We start from the raw sequence: 22444 nt of genomic DNA, 5'->3' as shown, positions 1-22444 counted from the left end.
GAGTGAATGTTCGTCTTGTTTTCATTGAGCACCTCTTTGGTGAATACATTATCACCTAATTTAGTGTCCAACTTTATTAAACCACTACAGATCAAGCTTACACATTGACTGAAAAAAATAAGACTAATAAAAATTATCACCTTAAAAATGAAGAATGTAATTTTTCATTATCTGAATTAGAAAGGTTTGGGTTTTTATATGTAGTTGCGACTTATGGATTAGGTAATCACTATGGAAGATCAAAAGACCTAGTTTTTTTCTACGAAAATATTTATCAAAACAAATATGGGAAAAATTAAACCCATAAAAAAACCACCCTTTCGGGTGGTTTTTCAATCTCGAACCGTCTCTTATTGAGCGCGGTTTTTGATTTTGCGGATGGTTTCCAACTGTGCAGCTGTTTCTGCAAGCGCAGCCAAAGCGGCAGCAGCGTCCAAATCGCTCTTTTGATTTGCTAACAAAGTTTCAGCATTTTTACGTGCTTCAACGATTGCAGCTTCATCTAAGTTTTCTGCACGGACTGCAGTATCTGCAAGAACCGTAACAACATGCGGTTGAACTTCAAGAACACCACCAGATACATAGATTAATTCTTCTGTACCATTCTCCAACTGAACGCGAATCGCGCCCGGTTGAAGTAAAGTTACTAGTGGAGCATGGCCAGGCATAATACCTAACTCACCACCAGCACCTTTAGCAATTAGCATAGTTACAGTGCCTGAGTACAAAGACTCTTTAACACTTACAACGTCACATTGCATAGTCGCCATGAGAACCTCCTAAATTAGGTAGCTAATTAAAGTTTCTCGGCTTTAGCAATAACTTCGTCAATACCACCAACCATATAGAACGCTTGTTCTGGGATGTGATCGTATTCACCAGCTAGAAGACCTTTAAAGCCACGAATAGTTTCTTTAAGCGGTACAAGTTTACCAGGAGCACCAGTAAACACTTCTGCTACGTGGAACGGTTGAGAGAAGAAACGTTGAATCTTACGTGCACGGTATACAGTAAGTTTGTCTTCTTCTGACAATTCGTCCATACCAAGAATTGCGATAATGTCTTTCAATTCTTTATAACGTTGAAGAACGTTTTGAACTGAACGAGCGATTTCGTAATGCTCAGTACCAACAACTAATGGATCTAATTGACGTGAAGTAGAGTCAAGTGGATCGATCGCAGGGTAAATACCTTGTGAAGCGATGTCACGGCTCAATACAACTGTCGCATCCAAGTGAGCGAACGTAGTCGCTGGAGATGGATCCGTTAAGTCATCGGCAGGTACGTATACAGCTTGGATAGATGTAATCGAACCAGACTTAGTAGAAGTAATACGTTCTTGAAGAACACCCATCTCTTCTGCAAGTGTCGGTTGGTAACCTACTGCAGATGGCATACGACCTAGAAGTGCTGATACTTCAGTACCTGCTAGTGTATAACGGTAGATGTTGTCTACGAACAATAATACGTCACGGCCTTTACCGTTTTCGTCTTTTTGATCACGGAAATACTCAGCCATAGTAAGACCAGTTAACGCTACGCGTAAACGGTTACCTGGTGGCTCGTTCATCTGACCGTAAACCATCGCTACTTTGTCAAGAACGTTAGAGTCTTTCATCTCGTGATAGAAGTCGTTACCTTCACGAGTACGCTCACCAACACCAGCGAATACAGATAAACCTGAGTGCGCTTTAGCGATGTTGTTGATCAACTCCATCATGTTTACAGTTTTACCAACACCGGCACCACCGAACAGACCAACTTTACCACCTTTCGCGAACGGGCAAAGTAAGTCAATGACTTTAATACCAGTTTCTAAAAGGTCAGTAGAAGCAGCTTGCTCTGCATAAGAAGGCGCTTGACGGTGAATCGGTAAACGCTCTTCAGTTGCAACAGGACCAGCTTCATCGATCGGGCGACCAAGAACGTCCATGATACGACCAAGCGTCGCTGGACCAACTGGTACAGAGATCGGAGCGTTAGTGTTAGTTACGTTCAAACCACGCTTAAGACCTTCTGTAGATCCCATAGCAATTGTACGTACAACGCCGTCACCAAGTTGTTGCTGAACTTCTAATGTAGTTTCAGTGCCATCAACCTGAAGAGCGTCATAGATCTTAGGAACACTGTTGCGTTCAAACTCGACGTCGATAACCGCGCCGATGATCTGAATGATACGACCGCTACTCATTGCTGTCTCCTCAATTCAAAATAATGTTAAACGGCAGCGGCACCACCAACGATCTCAGAAATTTCCTGAGTAATCGCGGCTTGACGCAGCTTGTTATAAATAAGTTGTAGGTTCTTGATCAATTCACCCGCGTTATCCGTTGCAGCTTTCATTGCAACCATACGAGCAGATTGCTCACACGCGATGTTTTCGATCACACCTTGGTATACCACAGACTCGATATAACGAACCAATAAACCATTTAAAAGCTCTTCAGCTTCTGGTTCATAGATATAATCCCAACCGTATTGGCGGTTAAGAGTCTTGTCATCTTCAGCAGCTGCTAAAGGAACAAGTTGTTCGATTTTTTGATTTTGAGTCATGGCATTCACAAAGCCGTTAGACACCAAATAAATGCGATCTAATTCGCCTTTATCGTATGCATCCAACATGACTTGTACAGAACCAGACAACTGTTCAAGACTTGGAGTGTCACCCACTTGAGTGGTTGCACCAAGTACTTTACCGCCGTAGTTTTTAAAAAACGAAACCGCTTTTTGACCAATCAAAGCAAATTGAACTTCAATTGACTGCTCTTGTTGCTGTTGAACGTGTTTTACCACTTTCTTGAACAAGTTAATGTTCAAACCACCAGCAAGACCGCGATCTGATGACACGATGATATAGCCAACGCGCTTAACTGGGCGTTCAACCATATAACGATGTTTATATTCAGGGTTCGCTTGTACTAAATGAGCAATTACACGGTGCATATTTTCGGCATACGGACGGCCCTGAGCCATGCGCTCTTGCGCACGACGCATCTTAGAAGCTGCTACCATCTGCATCGCGCGAGTAATTTTCTGCGTGCTTTTGATACTAGCTACTTTGGCGCGAATTTCTTTTAAATTTGCCATACGCTTAACCTAGTATTCGAAGGCCCTTTCGAGCCCTCGAAGGTTGATTCCGTGAACCAAACCGACACTAAATTTCAACAGTTTGAAAATTAGTAAGTTTGAGTCGCTTTAAAGCTTTCAATACCAGCTTTGAATGCTGCTTCGATGTCTTTGTTCCAATCACCAGTTTCATCGATCTGTTGCATTAACGCAGCATGTTCAGAACGGAAGTAAGAAATTAATGCAGCATCAAAGTCTACAATTTTCTTCACTTCTACGTCAGCCATGTAGCCTTCGTTAGATGCATATACAGACACAGCTTGGTCAGCAATTGAATATGGAGCATATTGTTTTTGCTTCATTAATTCAGTTACACGTTGACCATGCTCAAGTTGCTTACGAGTTGCTTCATCAAGGTCAGAAGCGAACTGAGCAAACGCAGCCAATTCACGATATTGTGCTAAAGCAGTACGGATACCACCAGACAATTTTTTGATGATCTTAGTTTGAGCAGAACCACCAACACGAGATACAGAGATACCCGCGTTCACAGCAGGACGAATACCTGCGTTGAATAATGATGTTTCTAAGAAGATCTGACCATCAGTAATCGAAATTACGTTCGTTGGTACGAATGCAGATACGTCACCCGCTTGAGTTTCAATAATCGGTAATGCAGTTAATGAACCAGTTTGGCCTTTAACTTCACCGTTAGTGAATTTCTCAACATAGTCAGCAGATACACGAGAAGCACGTTCAAGTAGACGACTATGAAGATAGAATACGTCACCTGGGTAAGCTTCACGACCTGGTGGACGGCGTAAAAGCAATGAAATTTGACGATACGCAACTGCTTGTTTAGATAAGTCATCATAAATGATTAACGCATCTTCACCGCGGTCACGGAAGTATTCGCCCATTGTACAGCCAGAGTACGGAGCAAGGAAAAGCATTGCTGCTGGATCCGCTGCCGCTGCTGCTACAACAGTCGTATACGCCATAGCGCCAGTTTCTTCTAACTTACGTACAACGTTTGCGATAGTTGATTGTTTTTGACCAACTGCAACGTAGATACATTTAATGCCAGAATTCTTCTGTGCGATGATCGCATCGATCGCCATTGCTGTTTTACCAGTTTGACGGTCACCGATGATTAATTCACGTTGGCCACGACCAACTGGAATCATTGTATCAACTGATTTATAACCAGTTTGTACAGGCTCATCTACCGATTGACGCCAAATTACGCCTGGTGCAACTTTTTCAACTGCATCAGATAATTTTGCATCAATTGGGCCTTTACCATCAATTGGGTTACCCAAAGCATCTACTACACGGCCTAAAAGTTCTGGACCAACCGGAACTTCTAATACACGACCTGTACAACGAGCTTTTTGACCTTCTTGAAGGCTTAAGTAGTTACCTAAAACAACGACGCCCACTGAATCCTGTTCTAGGTTCAGTGCCATACCGTATAAGCCGCCGTCGAATTCGATCATTTCACCGTACATTGCATCAGCAAGGCCGTGAATACGCACAATACCGTCGGAAACCATAACAATGGTTCCTTCGTTCTTAGCGGTCGCGCTGGTGTCCAGATCGCCGATACGCTGTTTAATGAGCGCACTGATCTCGGATGGATTCAGTTGTTGCATTGCGCTATACCTCAATCTTTATTAAGTTCAGTCTTCTTTTTACGCAATTATGCAAGAAGACGAGTCCGCATTTTTTCAAGCTTATTAAGCGCAGAATCATCTATCACTTGGTCGCCTGCACGAATAACAACACCCGCGATTAACGCTGGGTTAACTTCTACTGAAACATTTACAGCTGCGTTGAAACGTTTCTCTAACGCAGATGCAAGTAATTGCTCTTGTTCAGCAGAAAGTGGTAATGCAGATTCAATCACGACATCTACCACATTGTTATTTTGTGATTTAAGAAGTTCGTACTCTGCTTCAATCTCAGGTAACAAAGTTAAACGATCATTTTCAGCCAAAAGTGTCAAAAAGTTAGACACTTCAGCAGTTTGATCTGCACCTAAAACCTTAGCAAATAAACTTACTTGCTCCACAGGAGTAAGCTCAGGGCGACTCAAGTAAGCGGAAAATGCTTCATCTTGCACCGCAGCACTAAGCACTTGTAACACATTTGACCAATTGTCAGTTGCACCTTGCTCAGAAGCGAAAGCAAATGCTGCTTTAGCGTACGGGCGTGCTAACGTCAAGAGTTCAGCCATAATCGCCTCGCTTAAAGTTTAGCAGCCAGCTGAGTAAGCATGGCATTGTGAGCTGCTTCATCAACTTGTTGGTTCAGAATTTTCTCTGCACCAGCAACAGCAAGAGCTGCAACTTGTTGACGTAATTCTTCACGAGCAGCATTGATCTCTGTGTCAACAGCTTCTTTCGCTTGTTGACGAATACGCTCACCTTCAGCAGATGCTTGAGTACGAGCTTCTTCAACCAATTGAGCCGCACGACGGTTCGCTTGTTCGATCAACTGAGCCGCTTGTGCTTTCGCTGCATCTAATTCAGCTTTAACTTGAGCTTGCGCATCTGCAAGATCAGCTTTCGCCTTTTCAGCTGCATTTAAGCCATCAGCAATTTTACGCTGACGCTCACTAATCGCATTGATTAGTGGAGGCCAAACGAATTTCATACAGAATGCGACAAAGATCGCAAACGCAATCGCTTGACCAAACAGAGTATAGTTAATATTCATTGCTATTCCTCAAATAGTTGATTTCGGAATTTAGCTAATTAACCTACTAGGCCGATGAACGGATTTGCAAAGATAATGAACAAACCAATACCAACACCGATCATAGGCACAGCATCAAGAAGACCCGCGATTAAGAACATACGAGTTTGAAGTTGTGGAGCCAATTCTGGTTGACGAGCAACAGCTTCAAGGAAGCGACCACCTAAAAGACCAAAACCGATCGCAGTACCTAAAGCACCGAACGCGATTAAAAGAGCAGCTGCAACAGCAGATAAGCCAACTACTAAATCCATGAAAAAATCCTCAGAGGTTGAGTTTAAATCAAACAAAAAAACTTTAGCCCAACTACATAGTGTAGTCGAGCAAATATTAATTAATGCTTCTCGCTAGCCATACTCATATACACGATCGTTAACATCATGAAGATGAATGCTTGTAACGTGATAACAAGAATATGGAAGATTGCCCAAGGCACAGACAACGCCCATTGAATCCAGAACGGTAATAATGCGATCAAAATGAAGATCAATTCACCCGCATACATGTTACCGAACAAACGGAGAGCCAATGAAATTGGACGCGCGATAAAAGTTACTAATTCAAGAAGAATATTTACTGGAATTAATAATGCTTTTAAAAATGGGTTACTTGGATTGAATGGGTTAAGCGCAAATTCTGCACCGAAACCGACAAGACCTTTTTCACGGATACTATAGAAAATAGTTAACGCAAATACTGATAACGCCATACCAAGGGTTACGTTAGGGTCAGTAGATGGAACGATCTTGAAGTAAACATGATGCGGGTCGATACCGAATAGCCCACCAATTATGTGTTGAGCTGTATAAGGAATCCAGTCAACAGGGATAAGGTCCATCAAGTTCATGAGGAAAATCCACACGAAGATGGTAAGAGCTAGAGGCGCGATTAAACGTGATTTACCATGAAAGGTATCACGAACACTTGAGTCAACAAACTCAACGATCATTTCAATTGCAGCCTGGAACTTGGTCGGAACACCAGAGTTTGCAGCTTTCGCTACTAACCAGAACAACAAACAGAAAATGACGCCAAGGCCGATTGACCAACCCATAGAATCCAAGTGAATAGCAGTGAACCCCATCTCTTTCGCTTCTTCAGCAGTCTCAGCTAACTTCCACGTACCATCTGGTGCTTTACCATAGGTCATGTTCGTTAAGTGATGCTGAATATACTCAGACGAGGTAAGGGTATGTTCTTCAGCAGCCATAAATCACACCTGGTTAATGTCAAATACAAATTAGAGTTAACGAATATCGCGTGCTGCTTGATATCTCGTTAAACATCTAAAAAACTTTTCAATTTTTCGTTGCAATTCAACTCATTTTGATAGACGCGACGCCCAAAAAGGTGCGACCCACGACATGGTCTGAACGAGTATGAAACCACAAAACAATGCGACCGCTGACAACGGTTTCACATTGATTAAAATCAAAATGAAGCCAACAATCACAATTCCAAACTTACCGAGCAACCCCCGATACATATTCGATAGAACCTGTTTCGAAGCTCTTGCACCTGCAGCTCTGAACGACTGCCATGAAAAATAACAACTGGCTAGCCAACATACGAATGCACCTAATGCTGCACTCAAAGCCGCAGTCGAGTCTTTCAAGACCCACGCTATCAAGGCTGAAACAGGTATCATACATGCTTGCAAGATGACTAAAGCTTTCGCTAATCGTCGGTCAATCAAGCGACTAGTTCGGCTCATTTATTATCCACTCACAGCAATAATGCTTGACAAGTTTAGCTGATGATTATTTTTAATCGCAGGCATTATAGAGTTACACCCCTGAACATGCAATCTTTTCCCGACCTAAGTCTGGTATTTTTAGATCGTTTATTGCTGAGCACTTATACAATTATCGGCTGTTTTTACATCACTTTTGTGCTTTTTCTACACATGCACGTACTTGTATCGCTAGAGTCTGCCATGCTGTTATAAAATTCTGGTGTTTAGCAAAACTCTCATCAACTGCGAGAAAATTCACATGACCTAGAGACTTATATTGATTCTTATTAGCTACAGTTTCAGCCAAAAGACACATCTTTTGCTGTGGGCGACTGTCTTTTAAATATTTGATTTGAGCAATTGTAGGTGCCATATGTGGGTCTTCTGTCATCGCACCAGCGAATTTTAGCAACAGCGCACGCTCCAAGTATTGGTATGCATCATGTAATGACCAATACGGCTGAACACCATGATTGAGTTTTACACTTTGTGAGGTTTTCAGCATCTCATGTGCAAAAAGTTTAGCATTACTCCAATACTTGTCTTTAAACTCAGGTTGTTGTTGTGAGCGTAATGCCGCTATAAAAAAGCCAATACGAACTGCATTATTTGGTTCTAACCATACATGAGTATCGACAGTTCCTTTTACTACGTCCCCTCGACTATTTCTAAGCGGCAATGTTTGCAATATTCCTGTATTCAATAAGGCAACTGCTTTAGAGTTTTTCGCCAAAATACTCTCTAATGGCGCTTCATGCGCTTTACCAAGCCAAATAACCAATCCAGCATCCTGAATTAATTTACGGTGCGCAGGGGTCAGATGAACATCATGCCCTGTTTGATTTTCTAGCAACAATTTTGGTTCTTCAATTCCTTGAGTGATTTCTTTTGCAATCAAATACACTGGGTGTGTCGAAACCACCAAGGGTGCTTGTGCCCAAGCCAAGGTTGTGAATAATGCTGTAAAGCATAGTGCTAGCAGACGCAACATGAAATTAATTACCACTCGAATTTTGACGTTATAATATAACAAACAGTTAAAAATGCCTATGCTGTTCGTAAGTTGCAAGGTCTCATGATACTATTTATGAGATATCCCCTTCCCTTTTCGAAGTCTTGAGGTCAGTCCATGAGCGCATGTTCACACGAACATCATGATACTTTACACGGTGTGCATGATCACCCGAATGTTGAAGCTCGTTTATTAGAAGCTGAAGCAAGCTGCGCTGCTTCAGGCGCTAAATTGACTCCGCTTCGCAAAGAAGTTTTAGAGTTAATTTTAACGGCCTCAGGGCCCATGGGCGCTTATGACTTGTTGGCGAAATTAAAAGGTAATGCTGAACGTCCAGCAGCACCTCCAACTGTTTACCGCACCCTCGATTTTTTGCTCGAAAAAGGTTTTATTCATCGTTTAACTTCAATTAATGCCTATATTCCATGTTGCCATCCTCGTGCTGGACATCAAGCCGCTTTTCTCATTTGCTCTAAATGCAATACAGTGAAAGAGGCTTCAGCTCTTGGTTTGATTCAACAACTTGATCAATTGGCTTCCTCTGATCATTTTCAGGCTCAACATAGCATTATTGAGATTTCAGGATTATGTCAGCAGTGCTCTCAGTAAGTTCTGCATTGCCATTAATTGAATTGCAGCAAATTAATGTGCGAATTGATGAAAGAGACATTTTAAAGAATGTTGACTTTCAGATTCATGACAAAGAAATTATTACCCTCATTGGTCCCAATGGGGCGGGTAAATCTACGCTTATCAAAGTGATTCTCGGAATTGTGAAGGCCAATTCTGGTCAAATTAAACATCATAAAGCCTTAAAGCTTGCTTACGTCCCTCAAAAGTTCAATCCATCCCACAGCTTGCCACTTCGAGTGAAAGATTTACTCGATTTAGAAAAGTGTGATCTTGCGATTAAACAAGAAATTATTCGAGATACTGGGATCATAAAATTACAAGATTCGAAAGTCCAACAGCTGTCTGGTGGGGAACGCCAGCGTGTACTTTTAGCACGCGCTCTACTGCGCCAACCCAACTTATTGGTACTCGATGAACCGATGCAAGGCTTAGATATTCAATCTGAAGCTGAACTTTATGATTATGTTCGAAGTCTACCTGAGCGCTACGGCTGCTCGATCTTAATCGTCTCTCATGATTTGCAGTGGGTGATGCAAGGTACACAGCGTGTGGTATGCCTCAATAAACATATATGTTGTAGCGGTTTGCCTGAAAATATTCAACAAGACCCTGAGTATCAGGCTATTTTCGGCACTAATCGGGTGTTCTACCAACATCATCACGATCATTGTGCACATGGTGATACAGCAACGCCATGTCAACATGATCCTCGTCCTCATATTCATCCAGAACCGGAAGCTTAGATCATGATGGAATGGTTACAACTTCTATTACCTGCATGGATTATGGGAACATTGTTAGTGTTTCTAACTGCACCGCTTGGTTGTCTTATGTTATGGCGTCGTATGTCATTCTTTGCAGACACAATGGCGCATGGAACTCTCTTGGGTGTGGCGATTGCTGGCTTACTCACCCTCCCCTTATGGATGGGGGTTACGTTTACCGCGTTACTCTTGGTCGCAGTCCTTTGGGTATTGCATGATCCTCGCCTGCCCAACGATGCATTACTTGCGTTATGTTCAGCAACGCTGCTTTGCTCAGGACTATTGGTCATCCAACACCTCCCTGCGCTAAGACCAGAGTTGCTCAGTTATTTATTTGGCGATCTTTTAACAATATCTTGGTCCGACTTACCGACATTTGCAATGGTGATTGTCATTGCACTCACTGTACTCTATAAAAGTTGGCAATCTCAAATTCAAATAGCGATTGATCCTGATATTGCGGTAAGCGAAGGTGTGAATGCGAAATGGCATCGCCTTATTTTTATGCTGCTTCTTGCCTTATTTACAGTACTTGCGTTACGTGCAGTAGGTTCATTACTCATGGGTGCTTTATTGGTTATACCTGCATTAACTGCAAGACTTTTAGCACACTCACCTAAACACATGGTGCTATGGTCTTTTCTTGTGGCTCAAATTGGTGTGACTGTGGGTTTATGGTCGAGTGCAGGTTTAAATATTGCGACAGGTTTAAGCATTGTATTAACCATGGCAATCGTATTTGCTGTGATTTTTATCATTCAAAAATTTAAAAAGATAGCCTGAATTATTTAGGCTATTCATTAATCTTGCTGCTTTGTAAAATATTTATGAAGACAGAGAAAGATATAACAAGAGAATATAAAAACCACCATAACCAATAAATTAATGAGGCCTTTTATCCATAACACATGCCAAAAGCCAAAAAAGGTCTCGGGCATAAACCAAGATTCAACAATATAGAAAGGTAACCATTCGAATAGTAAACCGATTGCAGCCGTCATAAATAAGACCACATTGATCCACATCAAATAAACCATTTGTTTGAAAAAGATCTTATATCGCGAAGTATCATCCACAATCATTTTTTTTATAAGGGTGGTGACCAAAATTAAAATCACTGTAAGTCCAAATGTGGCGCATATGCCAACACCCGCGCCCCACATCACAAACTTGATCCATTCCCACACACTTTCAGGCTGTAAATAAAAATACGCCCAGATATAGGGAGTTGAGATTAAGCCAAGCCCTAACAGAATAGTCAAAATTAATATTATAATTTTCAATAAAATAACCCTCAATCGTTATTTTATTGTGTCTTATTGATGCACTAAACTCAATAAAAAAGCCGCACCTGCAAATAAACCTGCAAAGGTACGATTCATCACTTTTTGTTGACGAGGTGATTTAAGTAAACGCAATACCTTCGCTGCAAGACCTGTATATCCAGCCATAACGATAAGATCGATAGCAATCATTGTACAAGCCATGATGAGGTATTGTGGCCATTGAGGCTTTGAAAGATCCAGAAACTGTGGCAATACTGCCAATAAGAATACAATTGCTTTTGGATTACTCATATTGACAAAGAAACCGCTGATTACTAGCTTCATCGCTGACTTTTGCTTTAAATCAGTCTGAATTTCGATGGACTGCACTGGGGCTTTCCACTGTAAATATGCCAAATATAATAAATACCCAACCCCAAACCATTTGACGATCAAAAATGCCAAAGGTGTCGTAGCAAATAGTACACCTGCTCCCGCAGCGACAACTCCAATTTGAACCAAAAGTGCAAGCTGCAGACCAATTGCATTCCAATAACCTCGTTTGAATCCATAATTCAAACCACTAGACATAGATGCAATAGCACCTGCACCAGGCGAAATACTAATAACCCAACATGCAAGCATGTAGGCAAACCACATTTGATAAGACATAACAATTTGGGAGATTTATTTTGATGAGATTATATGACAATTCGACTTTTTTAAGATTTAAAATTTGAATGTTTTTTTAAACGCCTGTCTGTTCAGCACTATGATGATCAGGCACAATGTGATCAGCAAAATTAGGATATTATAATTTCAGGAGCCATGAATGACTTCCCAATCCGTAATCTTACCATTACCCTCAGATCATGCTCGCTTTATCACTTTGCGTTTAAAAGACTTATCAATAGATCAACTAAAAGAAAAACTTGAAGATCTCTTTACGACTCGTGATCGCTTAATTACTCAACATCCTCATGCTCAAATTAAAACGGCGGTGGCTTTTGGACCAGAACTTTGGTCACAACTCTACCCTCACCAACCAAAAGGTTTTAAACAGCTTGAACCAATTCAAGGCTCTTTCACCATGCCTGTGGTCCCTGCTGATGTTTTAATCCATATCGCAGCACAGCGTACTGATATTTGTTTTGCCTTAAGCCAAGCTTTTTTTGAAGGCATTCAGGATTTGGTTGAGGTTTTAGATGAGCGCGTGTGCTTCCGAAATTTTGATGGTCGAGATTTAACTGGTTTTATTGATGGCACCGAAAATCCTCAATTTCCAGATGATCGTGCTGAAACAGCTTTATTAGGTGAAGATGCAGGAATTTTCACTGATAGCTCATTCATTTTTGCTCAACGTTATCGTCATGATTTAGATAAATGGAAAAAACTTAAAGTTGATGCACAAGAGCAAGTGATTGGGCGCACCAAACTCGAAAGCATTGAGCTTGATGACGATGTTAAACCTGACAATGCACATGTGGCTCGCACCGTTGTTGAAGATGATGAAGGTGAGGAGCTTGAAATTCTTCGCCACTCTTTGCCATATGGGGATGGACGTGGTGATCAAGGTTTGTATTTTATCGCTTATACGAAAGATTTAACCCGTATTGATCGCATGCTGACACGTATGTTTGGAACTAGTGGCGATGGTATTCATGATCGTTTATTGCACTTTGTTGCGCCTTTAGATGGAGCTTATTATTTCGCCCCAAGTGAAGAGTTGCTAGAAAAGGTATTGGAAGGTTAAACAGTAGAAAGCCGACGAGAGTCGGCTTTCTTTTAAATAAATAGTATAATCACTTTTAACATTTACTTTTTTAAAACTTTAAAACCCAAACTACCACAACCAACAGAGGCTGAAACACACTTTAGATTCGAGTTCAAAACAACATCAAAATCTGCAATTTTATCGTTTTTATTCTTAATATTTGCTCTATAAATATATTTCTTTGTATTATTGTCAAATATAAACTCATCACCTGCTAAAATTTTTTCAAAATTTGAATTTAAATTATCTGATGGAGAATTAACCACAGGAACTTCCATCACACTATTAACACTTTTATTGAATATAAAAAAATTAGTCGAAAAATTTTTATATGGTCTTTTAACATAATCTATTGTGCTAAATTCTCTTATTCTCCATGCTACAAGATTTTTATCATTGTATAATATTTTTAAATCAACATTGGATTTCTCAGGAATAGTACTTTGGTAAACATCAAATACTCTATTACCAGCTTGTACTTCAACACCATATTTTTTTAAAATATAACTACCTCCAGAGTAACTTTTACTTTTATTTCCATAGTCAACTAATGTAATTTTCATCGTATTACTTATTTTTGAATATTTACCATATTGATCAATATATAAAACTGGCTCCTGAATTTGAGTTGCATCTTGTTTAAAATTTTGTGAATTTAAAGTCTTAGACTCACAGGACAGAGCCACGAATCCCAACATTACTACTGATAACTTTGAAATTTTCATCATATTGAAAATCCTATAATAATTTAGTTAAAAAAAATGGGATAGGATCAAATCTACCTGTCAAGCCTCTACCCAATATTGCTGAACTTCTAGCTTCAAAATGTAAATGCTCGTTTATTGCGCTTTGTTGAACCACTGAATGGAACATATTACTTTGCTCTAAGTGAAGAGTTATAAGAAAAAATATTGGAAGATTAAGCAGTAGAAAGCCGACGTAAGTCGGCTTTCTTTAATTTTATTTAAAGTTATAAGTTTTTTTTCCTAATCCTTCAGAATATTCAACTTTGAAATCGCTGTCGATTAAAACCTTTTTATTTGCGTAGATATATTTTTCTTCTACCATTTGATTATTGTTAACCTTCATGATTCTTAAGTTTGGACCACTCTCATCCTCAAATGGTGAAATAATAATCTTAAAATTATCTTTCTCCAATATTGCACTTGGTCCATCATTAATATTTATAAAGTCATACTTCTTGAATAAAATACTCGTTGAAAATAGATTTAAATTCTCACATTCTTTAACTTTAATATCATTAATACATTTAAAATGTAAATCTGAATTGTAAATTATTGATGTTTTATAACTTTTTTTATTTTCATTTTTTTCTACTTCCATCTTTTTAAAATTATTTTTTTCAAATATATAACAGTCATTTTCAACATTAATATTATTGTCGCTTTTTGCAAATGTCGTTCCCGAAAGACAAATTTTATTATCATTTTTTGAAAACCTAATTTGGGGTTTTTCATCAAAAATTACTTGTAATCTTTCATCAACGAAGTTCCCTAAACTCTGTGGCAACGGTATAACTTTATTAGTTTTCGGATCAAGAAGAATAATATTTTTTATGTGCCTTCTCTCTCCTTTACCTATATCTCTTTTTCCATCATCCACTAAAATAATTTTATTATGAAAAAAATTAGGTTGATCTTTAATATGTATATTATATTTTCTGAGTTTGTCTTCACTACAAAAATCTACATTTATCTCCTCAATAAAACAATTAGAAACATTGTTTTTTGTTAAAACTGTTGCTGTAGAGTAGGAATCTTCACTCTGCTCTTTTGAATAAGTACAACTCGTAATTAAAAATCCAGATATTAATGTTATTAAATATTTAAACATATTCATTTTTCAACCTATTTGGCAGAGTGGTATTGTTTAATTTCTTCAAATATCATTTTAACCTTAGCAGTTGAATGACTATTTGCTCTGTTAGTATTTGATTCGTGATAACCTATTGTACCGTCAGAAACCACATTAGATTTATTTTTGTGACCTTTAGGCAATGCAATTGAAGCCCACTCTTTAGAGGCATCAATCATGGCCATTTCAACTGTGGAGCTTCCATTTGAAATTAGATTGTAAATTGCAGATCTTCCTCTCAATAAATGCTCTTTAAATACTCTTTCTTGCATATCTGCATCGTAAAGTTCATCACCAGTAAGATTCATTCTCGATTTTGCTGCAGATAATGTTGAAGGTATTGTTTGATATTTCCCAGTTGCAAACCGGCGTCGTTCATCTTGCCAAGTATATTTGGTTGAAGCATCCAATAGCTGATTAATTGTTTTTCCTGTTATTGTCCCAGGCAAATCATTCATTTTTCCAAACTTTACTCTTTTATTTTCAGGTGCACCCGCATTCCATGCTTCATAACTCCCCTCACCACTTGCTATAGCATCGCCCAATTCAATCACTAATTGATCAATAGTTTTGTCTGTAATTTTAGAGAGTTGTGTAGAAGTTGCAGTAAAACCTGCACAACTTAATAATGAGTTCAAGTTTAGCGATTTTGCTATATCAACTATTGAACCACCATTCAATTCAGTTACCGTTTTTTTAAAAAACTCATCTTCAAAATATATGTTTGATAACCTAGTAATATCAAAATGTACCCATGTTTGTGCTCCTGAAGAACCATCATTAAATACTTTAGGTTCTAAGTAAATTTTATTGCTAGCTCTCCGTTCAGTGGCATCCATTTTTACCGCCATAATATTCTTACGTATAAATTCCATATCCGCCAAATCACGGGTTCGAACTCCGTTTTTATTGATATGCAAATCTAGTGCTAAACCCATATGATTAACACTAGTCCTGCTTTTTTTCTTATTATTTTCAATGCACCTATATCCAGATTCAATATAAGCAATTTCTAAGTTTTTAGTTTTAAATTCATTTTTTAAATAGAAATTCAAAGCTTTCACAATCCAGATAAGTGATCTATGTAACCCAGGATATTCGTTAGCAATATTACTTCCAGATTTAATACCTCTTCTATTATTACCATAACCCGAACAACTACCACATGGGCATGAAGCTTTGTTCATAAAACTACTTACTGGATATTCATAGTAAAACTTATCAAGTGCCGCTAAAACACTTCCACAAATTTTGCCCGTTTCAGGAACGCCCATATAATCTTTTTGGAATTGTCTAATACATTTGGCAGTTAACTCAGTGAATTCATCGCTTGGTAAAGCCCCGCCAAAACCAGCTAAACGAATATTGATTTCTTGTATTAATTCACTCTTTCCACTTGAAATACATTGAGGATCAGTTTTACACATATTGGGGGCTGATGTTTTTGGGGTCCCACTTTCTTGACTTCTATCCTCTACCGTCAAAATTTTGACAGCTGAATCTACCGTTTCAGTAATAGCCTTCTTTCCATCTTCGTAAACTTTGTTCAGCCACTCTTTTGCCTCATTCGTTAAGCCACTAAAGCCGTCGTTTCTTTCGGTAGTCGATGTGCTTGTTTGTTGCTTTTTTGGAGAAGGTTTAGATTGCGTTATGGGTTTGGGTTTATCTTGAATACTCCTATCACCTGTAGCTGGTATATTAACAGGCAGCTTTAAAATTTGCCCAATATTTAGTCTATCTGGATTCTTTAACTGATTTAATCTTTCCAATGCTCTAACAGTAGTTCCATTTGCTTTAGCAATTGCAGTTAGCGTCTCACCTTTTCGTACTACATGAGTTTTTCTTCTATATACACCAGCAGCACCTTGATTATTGAGTGTTTTCAAATCCAATAGCACTTTGGGACTTGCGATAGTGACCAGCATACGATCTTTTGACATCACAAAACTTTTAACATTCAGCATCATTCCATTAAACATACTTTTGATATATACATCTAAGCTAGTGCCTTTATCTCTACTAATCTCAACAATACAACCAGCCGAATTTGTTGCTCCCGCAGCTATTAGTTGACCTGTTTTTGTATTTTTAACCTGATATTGAACTTTAGAAATAGGATTCCCAAATATATCTACTAGTTTAATAGTTACTAATGATTTCCTAGAGTTTGTCATAACTTAGACCGTATATTATTTATTATTATCTTTAAAATTTAGGGTTGCTCTATTTGAACTACCTAAAAAATCTTCTTCATCAAAGCCATCTATTGTTATTCCCCATTCTTCATCAGGGCCAATAAGAACTTGTATTTTTGAGGGATCTGCTGTGTTTATCTTGCCAGTTCGACCGTGCTCATCAATTTGACCTGAAACAAAAGAATTGGTGTCTGGTATAAATGCTTTATAACTCAGTTTACTAAAATCACTTTCCCAAAATAAATCATAAATGTCTAACTTATTGCTGAATAAAGGTGTATTTGGTAATTGCGGAAACTCATAAGAAATATTGGCTCCACCCGTAAACAAATGTTGCCCTGCCTTACTCTCAAATTTTCCACCCGTCGTGCTAAATACTCCACTAGCATTAATCTTGAGTTGCGAGCCACCTGCGGTCAGTACAATTTCTTTAGGGCTGGTAATTTCAATTTTATCTTCGGTTGAAATAAGCTTAATTACCTTACGTGCAATAGCTTCAATCGCATCATCTTGCGCTTGTAATTCAACTTTACCTTTAGCTGCGAACGCTCGAAATCCTTTCTGTGCAGCAAACAAACTGATCTTGTCTTGAGCATGCCCTACAATATTTTTTTGCGCACTTAAATTAATTGAACCCTGTGCACTCTCCGCAATATCTTGTGATGCTTGAAGAATAATGTCCTCAGGCGTTGTTAATGCAATCCCATTGGGTGAAGCCAAAAGCATGAGTGCCTGTCTAAATAAACGTCCTTGCTCTTGTTTTTTTTGATCAGAACTATTTTCTAATCCTTGAGTATATCCCTCCATAAAACCTGTCAGTGTGCTTAAGGCTTTTACTGGATTAATATCATCTTTTTTGTTTGCACCACCAAAACCAGTGCATAACACCAGTTGATCTTCCATATTCAAGTCAACGCTCGAAATTGCTTTACTCACATCTTGAAGTGCTTGAAATGGGTTATCTTTAATCCCATTTTTAATACTTTCAAATTTCCTCTTTATCGCTTCAGAACCATATTCTTGTACGTTATCAATAAATTCCTTGAGATTATCAACCGCTTCTTGAGCATGCTCAAAGTAACTATTAAACTCATCCACAATTCCAGCAGTATTACCACCTAAAGTACCAATATCCTTAATAAAACCACCACAATCTTTCAGTGCATTTAATGGATCCTTCGCTATTCCCTCTTTGAATAAATTCACTGTAGACTGCAAAGCTTGAGCACTACTTTTGATTTCTAATGATTGAATAAATTTAGGTAATCTACTAATTACATTTAATGCATCCGATTGTTGTTTTACTGCAATTTCACTGAGCATTTTCATACTCTGCTCACTCTGACTCAACAGAGATTGAGCCTGTGTAGCTTCAAGATGATCAGCAATTGCTTTTTCTTGTGCATAAGTCGTAATGAGCATTCCTTTCCCTGCACGAACAGCACCAAAAGCATCAGTTCTCAGCTCAAATCCTTCTCCACGTCCATCACTTTTTTCCTTATCCCTAGGATGACTCAAATTACCCAGATTCAATTGAGTTGCCGCATGACTACTTTGCAACTGAGTACTAATTTGTCCTGTCGTATCATCAAATCGGAGTTGGTTAAATCCAGAACCACCAACTTCTGCCGTGCGAATCCCACTGAGTTTTTTGGTGTCCGGTAACTGTCCCTTAACATCAAACATGGTTTGATGACGTTCTGCTTCATGTAAACGCCCAACAACGAAAGGTCGATCAACATTTCCATCAAAGAAGTCAATGACAACAATTTCACCTATACGTGGATGAAATCTTGATCCATAACCCTCCCCAGCCCAAGAAGTTAAAACATCAACCCACGCAGAGTCTGTATCATTATCATTCGACCCTGCACCACCATCATGTTGATGGTCATCATTACGTGTAAATACGAAGCGAACCTTAATACGCCCCCATTGATCCACATAGATCGTTTCACCTTCAGGACCAACCACTTTTGCCCGTTGAGGATAAGCAACTGGACGATGTTTCAATGGATCATATTCTGGAACAATAGGTATAGCTCGGCGCACTAAACTCAGTTCTGTAGATAAACGCTCATCTGTTTTTGTCTTTTTCCAACGACTTAAATCAATTAATGTTTCAATTTGATTACTTAAATCTTTAGGTAAATTATTTTGATTAAAAAAATGTTTTCCTAAAATAATAAATTGGCGATCTGCCCCTTGATGTTGATCTATTTCTGGATGACCCATAAATTCAAACCAATACCCAACATTGGCATCTCGAACGCTACTCACCGCAGTAAAGTATTTAGCCTGCAAATCTTGGTATTGATTGAGTTGTGTATTCAGTTTTTGTAGTTGTGAATTGTTTGATAGAGTGGCTTGATCTTCACCTTTTAAATCAGCAATCCAAGCAGGACTCACAGTCCATGCTTGTTCTAGACTTAACGTTTCATTATCCAACTGGTCACTATGTTGATGAGCACTGAGTTGATAATCATCTTGATCTTGCGCAAGTATATCGCCCTGCCAACGTTGCACCTGAATTGCTGTAGATTGTATTGAGCGTTGAGCAATAAAACTGGTAATCGTATCAAAACGTTCTGTTGCATGACTGCGATGGAATCTGAGCGTGCGTCGATCTAAAGGCTCATACTGGCTATTTTCATCTATTAGCCTTAATTTTTGTGATTGAATTTCTTTCGCTGAAAATGGCACAGTTTGATCTGTCTCATCAATCAACCAATTAATGCCTTCACTCCGCCATAAGCGTGTTAGAAAATCATAGTCTGATTCGTTGGCTTGCATCACAAATGGACGTATATCATATGATGCTTTTAAACCCGCCGTTGACAGACTCAAAGCGGCACTAAATAACACGCTTTTCGTCTGCCACTCTTTAAAAATAATCTCAGTGATATCAACCACGGATTTGTTCATAAATACGCGACTGTTACGGCGTTTGTGCCAAAGTGAAGTTGCATCTTCAACAGTCAACTTATATAAGGTCAACGCTCCATCACTTTGACCTTGGCTCACCCCTGTCACGATCCCAGTAGTCCGAGCTAATTTTCCAAGATCCGTAACTTGATCGACAGCCACTAAACAACCAATGAATTGCTTAAGTTGTAAATGCGCATTCGTCGATAAGCATAATACTTCAGCTTTTAAGCCTTGATTAATAAAGTGTTGACCCTGAATTCGTTGAATGAAAACTTGGCTATCTAATATAGGATTAGAAAATTTAATATGTAACGCGCGCTTTTGCGGGCTCAGACCCAAGCCTTCTATAATTGAATTGATATTATTGAGCATAGAATGATTAAAGCTATTATTATGATTTTTGAAAATTGTAGCGTATTCCGCTCAATCTTGCTTTTAAATATTGTAATTATTCTAAACAAAAAATAGGAACCAACATATTGATTCCTATTTATTTCCAATGAATTTATATTGAAAATTCAAGTTTTTTAAAATGGAATTCGCTTATAACGGCGATATTCCGGTTTCCAGAAATTATCTTCAATACTTTTTTCGATCAGCTCATCACTCAATGGCAAGGCAACACCATCCTCAATCGCCGCTTTTGCAACCTTGAACGCGATGATTCGGGAGACTTTCTGCAAATCATTGAGATCAGGAAGTAAGTCGTCGTCAGGGTGTTGCAATTTTGGAGAGCAATCTGCCAACGCCATACTTGATGCCATCAGCATATTGTCTGTAACACGCGTTGCCTGCACAGCAATCACCCCTAAGCCAATCCCTGGGAAAATATAAGAGTTATTACACTGAGAAATATTGTGTAGCTTATCTTGATAATTAACTGGCATAAATGGACTACCAGTTGCAATCAAAGCGCGACCGTCCGTCCACTGAATAATATCTGCTGGTACAGCTTCTACACGCGACGTTGGATTCGACAATGGCAATACAATAGGATGCTCGCAGTTGGATGCCATAGTTCGAATAATTTCTTCAGTGAATAAACCCGGTTGTCCAGAGACACCAATTAACACAGTCGGGTGTGCATTTTTTACAACATCTAGCAATGAAATGATGCCTTCCGCATCAGCCCACGCGGATACATTTTCTGAACTTTGAACCAGTTTACGCTGAAAATCTAAAAGATTTGGTTGATTATCGGTCAATAATCCAAAACGATCGACCATATAAATTCGTGATCTTGCCTCAGCATCACTCAAACCTTCAGCCACCATTTGCGCAATGATTTGCTCAGCGATACCACAGCCCGCTGAACCAGCACCCAAGAATGCCACTTTCTGGTCACGTAATTGTTTTCCTGCAGCTCGACTTGCTGCGATTAAGCTGCCGACCGCAACAGCAGCAGTACCTTGAATATCATCATTAAAACAACAATATTGATCACGATATTTTTCCAACAATGGCATTGCATTTTTTTGAGCAAAATCTTCAAATTGAATTAAAGCTTTTGGCCAACGACGTTTAATCGCACGAAGTACGTCATCCACAAAGTCATAGTATTCATCGCCACTAATACGAGGCTGATTCCAACCTAAATAAATTGGATCATTTAGCAACTGTGCATTATTGGTACCTACATCCAATGTAATGGGTAGTGTATACGCTGGGCTAATACCACCACATGCGGTATAGAGAGATAATTTTCCGATTGGGATTCCCATCCCACCAATCCCTTGGTCACCTAACCCAAGAATGCGTTCACCATCTGTGATTACAATGACTTTGACGTTGTTCTTATTCACATTTTGTAAAATATCGTCAATGTTGGCACGATCAGGATATGAAATAAATACACCACGATGACGGCGGTAAATATCAGAAAATCGTTGACAAGCCTCACCTACCGTTGGGGTATAAATAATCGGCATCATTTCTGATAAATGATTTTCTATGAGGTGATAAAACAAAGTCTCATTGGTGTCTTGTATATTTCTCAGATAAATATGCTTATTAATGTCGTCATGAAATGACGTAAATTGTTGATATGAACGTTGGTGTTGCTCTTCAATCGTTTCAATCACATGAGGTAGTAAACCATTGAGATTAAAACTTGCTCGCTCCTCCTCAGTGAACGCAGAGCCTTTATTAAGGAGAGGTAGTTCAAGCAAAGTAAAGCCAGCATAAGGGGTATAAAGAGGGTGTTTCACTTCAGTGTGTTCAGTTGTCATCTCTAATCTCATGGATCAGGCCTAAATTCAGACCCTTTTCATTTCATTTTTACCATTTATTTAAGAAATAGCTTAAGCCGAAATGAAGACAAATGTATATTTATAAAATTGATAATAATATTGGCAGTATTTTTAAATTTTATAACTTCAATCCATCATTCTATTGATAGAGAAATAGATAAAACTATCACATTTCAAATGTATTATTC

Annotated in this window: 21 protein-coding genes; 4 read left to right on the top strand and 17 right to left on the bottom strand. The window is 38.8% G+C overall.

Annotated features, from left to right (window positions below):
* Positions 1–350: 350 nt before the first annotated feature.
* The 10 genes from AC1M9I_RS12090 to AC1M9I_RS12045 all read right to left on the bottom strand — a co-directional run bounded on the left by AC1M9I_RS12090 (position 351) and on the right by AC1M9I_RS12045 (position 8552).
* Positions 351–770 (bottom strand): F0F1 ATP synthase subunit epsilon, encoded by a 420-nt coding sequence (locus AC1M9I_RS12090; protein ID WP_035268205.1) that lies wholly within the window; start codon positions 768–770, stop codon positions 351–353.
* A 26-nt stretch (positions 771–796) separates the two neighbouring features.
* Positions 797–2191, bottom strand: a complete 1395-nt coding sequence (atpD, locus tag AC1M9I_RS12085; RefSeq protein WP_035268203.1) for a F0F1 ATP synthase subunit beta — start codon at positions 2189–2191, stop codon at positions 797–799.
* Between the two features lie 26 nt (positions 2192–2217).
* Positions 2218–3087 carry a F0F1 ATP synthase subunit gamma gene (gene atpG, locus AC1M9I_RS12080; RefSeq protein ID WP_035268202.1) on the bottom strand — a complete coding sequence of 290 codons (870 nt, stop codon included), beginning with the start codon at positions 3085–3087 and terminating at the stop codon, positions 2218–2220.
* Between the two features lie 89 nt (positions 3088–3176).
* Positions 3177–4721, bottom strand: a complete 1545-nt coding sequence (gene atpA / locus AC1M9I_RS12075; protein ID WP_035268197.1) for a F0F1 ATP synthase subunit alpha — start codon at positions 4719–4721, stop codon at positions 3177–3179.
* A 47-nt stretch (positions 4722–4768) separates the two neighbouring features.
* Positions 4769–5305, bottom strand: coding sequence for a F0F1 ATP synthase subunit delta (locus AC1M9I_RS12070; RefSeq protein WP_035268194.1), 537 nt, complete (start codon positions 5303–5305; stop codon positions 4769–4771).
* Between the two features lie 11 nt (positions 5306–5316).
* The gene (locus AC1M9I_RS12065; RefSeq protein WP_035268191.1) at positions 5317–5787 is read right to left on the bottom strand and encodes a F0F1 ATP synthase subunit B; all 471 of its coding nucleotides are present in this window, start codon (positions 5785–5787) and stop codon (positions 5317–5319) included.
* Positions 5788–5825: 38 nt separating this feature from the next.
* Positions 5826–6080 carry a F0F1 ATP synthase subunit C gene (gene atpE / locus AC1M9I_RS12060; protein WP_035268188.1) on the bottom strand — a complete coding sequence of 85 codons (255 nt, stop codon included), beginning with the start codon at positions 6078–6080 and terminating at the stop codon, positions 5826–5828.
* An 80-nt stretch (positions 6081–6160) separates the two neighbouring features.
* Positions 6161–7036, bottom strand: a complete 876-nt coding sequence (gene atpB, locus AC1M9I_RS12055) for a F0F1 ATP synthase subunit A (RefSeq protein WP_035268181.1) — start codon at positions 7034–7036, stop codon at positions 6161–6163.
* 111 nt (positions 7037–7147) lie between these two features.
* Complete coding sequence (locus AC1M9I_RS12050) at positions 7148–7540, bottom strand: ATP synthase subunit I (RefSeq protein WP_035268179.1); 393 nt, start codon at positions 7538–7540, stop codon at positions 7148–7150.
* Positions 7541–7709: 169 nt separating this feature from the next.
* The gene (locus tag AC1M9I_RS12045) at positions 7710–8552 is read right to left on the bottom strand and encodes a metal ABC transporter solute-binding protein, Zn/Mn family (protein WP_481593723.1); all 843 of its coding nucleotides are present in this window, start codon (positions 8550–8552) and stop codon (positions 7710–7712) included.
* A gap of 138 nt (positions 8553–8690) precedes the next feature.
* On the opposite strand from AC1M9I_RS12045, the gene AC1M9I_RS12040 reads away from it, so the two are divergent.
* From AC1M9I_RS12040 to znuB, 3 genes are read left to right on the top strand one after another with little or no spacing between them, the layout of a single operon-like run.
* On the top strand, positions 8691–9182 hold the full coding sequence (locus AC1M9I_RS12040; protein ID WP_035268172.1) for a transcriptional repressor: 492 nt from the start codon (positions 8691–8693) through the stop codon (positions 9180–9182).
* A complete protein-coding gene (gene znuC, locus AC1M9I_RS12035; protein WP_035268168.1) occupies positions 9161–9949 on the top strand; it encodes a zinc ABC transporter ATP-binding protein ZnuC in 789 nt (262 codons plus the stop codon). The genes AC1M9I_RS12040 and znuC overlap by 22 nt, the downstream gene beginning before the upstream one ends.
* Positions 9950–9952: 3 nt before the next feature.
* The gene (znuB, locus tag AC1M9I_RS12030; protein ID WP_481593724.1) at positions 9953–10753 is read left to right on the top strand and encodes a zinc ABC transporter permease subunit ZnuB; all 801 of its coding nucleotides are present in this window, start codon (positions 9953–9955) and stop codon (positions 10751–10753) included.
* Positions 10754–10770: 17 nt separating this feature from the next.
* Here znuB and AC1M9I_RS12025 read toward each other — a convergent pair whose 3' ends face one another.
* Both AC1M9I_RS12025 and AC1M9I_RS12020 read right to left on the bottom strand, forming a co-directional pair.
* A complete protein-coding gene (locus tag AC1M9I_RS12025; protein ID WP_481593725.1) occupies positions 10771–11253 on the bottom strand; it encodes a hypothetical protein in 483 nt (160 codons plus the stop codon).
* Positions 11254–11286: 33 nt separating this feature from the next.
* Positions 11287–11907, bottom strand: a complete 621-nt coding sequence (locus tag AC1M9I_RS12020; protein ID WP_481589356.1) for a LysE family transporter — start codon at positions 11905–11907, stop codon at positions 11287–11289.
* 160 nt (positions 11908–12067) lie between these two features.
* On the opposite strand from AC1M9I_RS12020, the gene AC1M9I_RS12015 reads away from it, so the two are divergent.
* The gene (locus AC1M9I_RS12015) at positions 12068–12988 is read left to right on the top strand and encodes a Dyp-type peroxidase (protein WP_481611100.1); all 921 of its coding nucleotides are present in this window, start codon (positions 12068–12070) and stop codon (positions 12986–12988) included.
* 62 nt (positions 12989–13050) lie between these two features.
* On the opposite strand, the gene AC1M9I_RS12010 is transcribed toward AC1M9I_RS12015, so the two are convergent.
* The 5 genes from AC1M9I_RS12010 to AC1M9I_RS11990 form a co-directional block, all read right to left on the bottom strand.
* On the bottom strand, positions 13051–13737 hold the full coding sequence (locus AC1M9I_RS12010) for a hypothetical protein (RefSeq protein WP_481611099.1): 687 nt from the start codon (positions 13735–13737) through the stop codon (positions 13051–13053).
* Positions 13738–13969: 232 nt separating this feature from the next.
* Positions 13970–14869, bottom strand: coding sequence for a hypothetical protein (locus tag AC1M9I_RS12005; protein WP_481608097.1), 900 nt, complete (start codon positions 14867–14869; stop codon positions 13970–13972).
* Between the two features lie 8 nt (positions 14870–14877).
* Positions 14878–17058 carry a LysM peptidoglycan-binding domain-containing protein gene (locus tag AC1M9I_RS12000; RefSeq protein ID WP_481590694.1) on the bottom strand — a complete coding sequence of 727 codons (2181 nt, stop codon included), beginning with the start codon at positions 17056–17058 and terminating at the stop codon, positions 14878–14880.
* A gap of 15 nt (positions 17059–17073) precedes the next feature.
* Positions 17074–20379, bottom strand: coding sequence for a type VI secretion system Vgr family protein (locus AC1M9I_RS11995; RefSeq protein WP_481611098.1), 3306 nt, complete (start codon positions 20377–20379; stop codon positions 17074–17076).
* 155 nt (positions 20380–20534) lie between these two features.
* Positions 20535–22235, bottom strand: a complete 1701-nt coding sequence (locus tag AC1M9I_RS11990) for an NAD-dependent malic enzyme (protein WP_481593732.1) — start codon at positions 22233–22235, stop codon at positions 20535–20537.
* Positions 22236–22444 lie beyond the last annotated feature (209 nt).

It is taken from the genome of Acinetobacter sp. ANC_7553 (assembly GCF_056779895.1).
The sequence above is the reverse complement of the archived record's forward strand: the minus strand, read 5'-3'. Positions and strand labels throughout refer to the sequence as shown.